This is a genomic window from Nostocoides australiense Ben110 (assembly GCF_001050535.1).
Classification (GTDB): Bacteria; Actinomycetota; Actinomycetes; order Actinomycetales; family Dermatophilaceae; genus Nostocoides_A; species Nostocoides_A australiense.
This window is the reverse complement of record NZ_HG764815.1, coordinates 2,919,373-2,923,008: the sequence shown is the minus strand read 5'-3', so window position 1 is coordinate 2,923,008 and position 3,636 is coordinate 2,919,373. Positions and strand designations below refer to the sequence as shown.

The 3,636-nt window shown below is 71.0% G+C and carries 3 protein-coding genes; all 3 read right to left on the bottom strand.

The features are described from left to right. Positions 1-191: 191 nt before the first annotated feature. The 3 genes from BN11_RS14060 to BN11_RS14050 all read right to left on the bottom strand — a co-directional run bounded on the left by BN11_RS14060 (position 192) and on the right by BN11_RS14050 (position 3,625). Complete coding sequence (locus tag BN11_RS14060; protein WP_053084112.1) at positions 192-935, bottom strand: aggregation-promoting factor C-terminal-like domain-containing protein; 744 nt, start codon at positions 933-935, stop codon at positions 192-194. A 314-nt stretch (positions 936-1,249) separates the two neighbouring features. Next, positions 1,250-2,650: a PhoH family protein gene (locus BN11_RS14055; RefSeq protein WP_083433766.1), complete on the bottom strand. Its 1,401-nt coding sequence runs from the start codon at positions 2,648-2,650 to the stop codon at positions 1,250-1,252. Between the two features lie 279 nt (positions 2,651-2,929). Beyond that, positions 2,930-3,625 carry an isoprenyl transferase gene (locus BN11_RS14050; protein ID WP_048701535.1) on the bottom strand — a complete coding sequence of 232 codons (696 nt, stop codon included), beginning with the start codon at positions 3,623-3,625 and terminating at the stop codon, positions 2,930-2,932. Positions 3,626-3,636 lie beyond the last annotated feature (11 nt).

The window sequence follows — 3,636 nt, the reverse complement described above, 5'->3', positions numbered from 1 at the left end:
CAGCCTCGGCGCCGGCCGGCTCTATTGGTCGACGCGACGCGCGCTCAAACGCGGTCTCCGCAAACGCCCGGCGAAGTAGTGCGGACCCGCCGGCGAGGCGCGCGGCGCGCGCGCCGCGCGAACTCGTGAGATTGCCCGCCGCGCAGCGCCCTGCTGCTCAGCCGACGTGGCGGGAGTAGGACGACGAAGGCTCAGTACCAGTGGGGGTAGCGGGACTGCCAAGCGGACAGGGCGCCGCAGGGGGTGCCGTACGAGGCCTTGATGTAGCCGAGTCCCCAGCGGATCTGGGTCGCGGGATTGGTCTGCCAGTCGGCGCCGGCGGAGGCCATCTTGGAGCCGGGCAGGGACTGCGGTATGCCGTAGGCGCCCGAGGAGGGGTTGGCGGCCCGGTAGTTCCAGTCGCTCTCGCCGGTCCACAGCTGGACGAGGCAGCCGAACTGGTCCGCGCCGAAGCCGTACTCGCTCAGCAGGGAGCGGGCCACCGACTGCGGGTCCTTGCGGGCGGCCGCGAGCGCGGCAGCGGCCTTCTGCTGCGCGGCGGCCTTCTTGGCGGCGGCCCTCTTGGCGGCGGCCTTCTTCGCGGCAGCGGCCTTGGCCGCTTTGGCCGCCTTGGCCTGCTGCTTCTTGTGGACGTCGATGGCGTCGGCGCTCTGCGCCGCGGCCTGCGCTTGCCGCTGCAGACGGCTCTCGGTCACGGCCTGGACGGCGGCGCGCTGGTGTGACCGGGAGATGGCCTGCTCGGCGCGCTGCATCGTCAACTCGTTGACGGCCGAGGCGGGGTGGGAGACGGCGGCCAGCGTGGCGGTCGCGGGCAGGGCCGCACTGGCGCTGCTCGCGGCGGCGGTGATGGCGGCAACGCCGGACACGGTGAGGGCGGCGGCGGTCAGGGCGCCCGCGGTGCGGCGGGCAGGGGTGGGCAGCGCGAATTGGCGCATGGGACGGTGCTCCTGGGTGGGGGGAGGTTCGGATGGCCCACGGCAAGGCACCGCGAGAGCAGCGCGCCACGAGGGAAAAGGGCCGGGCCGCAGCATTGCGGCCGCCGACGTCGGCAGGTGTTCACGGCGTCGTTATCAAAAAGATACTTTACCCGGTGGCTAAGCGGTCACCAAATCCGATAGGGGACCGGGTGCTCCAGGTCTGCGGCACATGGCGGCCGGGGAGACACGACCCGAGTGCGGGCCATAGGAGTATGGCCCGCACTCGAGGTTTCGATATCGGGCGGGAAACCTGCAGGTCCCGCCCCGCTGGATCAGTGCTCGACGCCCTCCAGCAGGTCGGTGACGAGGGCGGCGATGGGGCTGCGCTCGGAGCGGGTCAAGGTCATGTGCGCGAAGAGCGGGTGGCCCTTGAGGGTCTCGATGACGGCGGCGACACCGTCGTGGCGGCCGACCCGCAGGTTGTCGCGCTGCGCGACGTCGTGGGTGAGCACGACCTTGGAGTTCTGCCCGATCCGCGAGAGCACCGTCAGCAGCACATTGCGCTCCAGCGACTGTGCCTCGTCGACGATGACGAAGGCGTCGTGCAGGGACCGGCCGCGGATGTGCGTCAGCGGCAGCACCTCGAGCATCCCGCGGTCGAGCACCTCCTCGACCACCTCGGTCGAGACCACCGCGGACAGGGTGTCGAAGACGGCCTGTGCCCAGGGGCCCATCTTCTCGTTCTCGCTGCCCGGGAGATAGCCGAGTTCCTGCCCGCCCACGGCATACAGCGGACGGAACACGACGACCTTGCGGTGCGCGCGTCGCTCCATCACCGCCTCCAGGCCCGCGCACAAGGCCAGCGCGGACTTGCCCGTCCCGGCGCGTCCGCCGAGCGAGACGATGCCCACGTCGGGGTCCAGCAGCAGGTCGACGGCGATGCGCTGCTCGGCGCTGCGGCCGTGCAGCCCGAAGGCGTCCCGGTCGCCGCGCACGAGCCGGATCTGCTTGTCCGGCCCAACGCGTCCGAGGCCGGAGCCGCGCGGCGAGAGCAGCTTGAGCCCGGTGTGGCACGGCATCTCAGCGGCCGAGGCGTGCTCCAGCCGCCCGTTGTCATACAGCTCGTCGAGTTCCTCGGCCGTGACCTCGAGCTCCGCGAAACCGGTCCACCCGGACTCGACCGCCATCTCCGCGCGGTACTCCTGCGCATCGAGCCCGACAGCGGAGGCCTTGACCCGCATCGGCAGGTCCTTGCTGACAACGGTGACGAGATAGCCCTCGCCGGCGAGATTCTTGGCCACCGACAGGATGCGGGTGTCGTTGTCGCCCAACCGGAATCCGTCGGGCAGGCTCGAGGAGTCGGTGTGGTTGAGTTCGACGCGCAGGCTGCCCCCTTCGTCGCCGACCGGCACCGGAGAGTCCAGGCGACCGTGCTCGATCCGCAGATCGTCGAGGGTCCGCAGCGCGGTGCGCGCGAAGTAGCCGAGCTCCGGGTGGTGCCGCTTGCCCTCGAGTTCGCTGACGACGACGACCGGCAGCACGACCTCGTGCTCCTTGAACCGCAGCATCGCCTTGGGGTCGGACAACAGGACCGAGGTGTCGACGACGTAGGTCCGGCGCGGTTCACCCGACGGGGTGACTCCGGCGGCTGGCGCGGTGGCCGCGGGTTCGGATGTAGACGGGCGCGTGGTGCGGGGGCGACGGGCGGGAGCGGGACCGGTGGTGACGGCCATACGGATCTCCTTGCGGCGCGACGCCCCACGTGCAGGGCACGGCGCCCTAGGTCGGGGTGTGGGACCGGAAGGCGCCGTGCGGAACGGGCCGGGTCCGGCCCTCCCCCCGAAACACGCTGTGCGACAACACCGTGTGCTCCGGCAAGATCCTGGCCTCCCGAAGGGGACCCGGGCGGGTCCGCCTGCGGCCAAACTAGAACCTGACGAGCGCGATGACGCGAACGCGAAAGGGTGTGTCGGGTTAATTCGGGTTAATTCCGGGTGACCGGCAGGGACACTTCAGCCGCCGAACCGGCGGCGGTGGCGGTCCGCATACGCTCGCAGCGCCCGCAGGAAGTCCACCCGCCGGAAGTCGGGCCAGTAGGCCTCACAGAAATAGAACTCCGAATGGGCCGACTGCCACAACAAGAACCCGGAGAGCCGCTGTTCGCCGGAGGTGCGGATGACGAGGTCGGGGTCGGGCTGCCCGGCCGTATAGAGGTGTTCGGCGATCTGCTCGACCGTCACCTCCCTCGCCACCTCGGTGATGTCCTCACCCGCCGCCGCCCGCTCGGTCAGCAGCGCCCGGACGGCGTCGGCGATCTCCTGCCGGCCGCCGTACCCGACGGCGACATTGACGGTCATACCGCCGACGTGCTCGGTCGCTTCCTCCGCTGCTTCGAGGGCCTCGCGGGTGGGTGCGGGCAACAGGTGCAGGGCGCCGACCGCGTGGATGCGCCAGCGGCTGGTGGCGGCGAGATCGCCGACGGCCTTCTCGATGATCTCCAGCAGCGGGCTCAGCTCCCGCTCGGGGCGGGAGAGGTTGTCGGTCGAGAGCAGCCAGAGGGTGACCAGTTCGACGCCGATGTCCTCGCACCAGGTGAGGAAGTTGGCGATATTGTCCGCGCCGGCCTGGTGCCCGGTCTTGGTGTCGGCGCCGCGCTCGGCGGCCCAGCGGCGGTTGCCGTCGAGCATGACGCCGATGTGCCGGGGCAGCGCCCGGCGGT

Excerpts from the sequence above, each read along its gene's own strand:
- BN11_RS14060 (WP_053084112.1), bottom strand. The coding sequence starts at position 935 with ATGCGCCAATTCGCGCTGCCCACCCCTGCCCGCCGCACCGCGGGCGCC.
- BN11_RS14055 (WP_083433766.1), bottom strand. The coding sequence starts at position 2,650 with ATGGCCGTCACCACCGGTCCCGCTCCCGCCCGTCGCCCCCGCACCACG.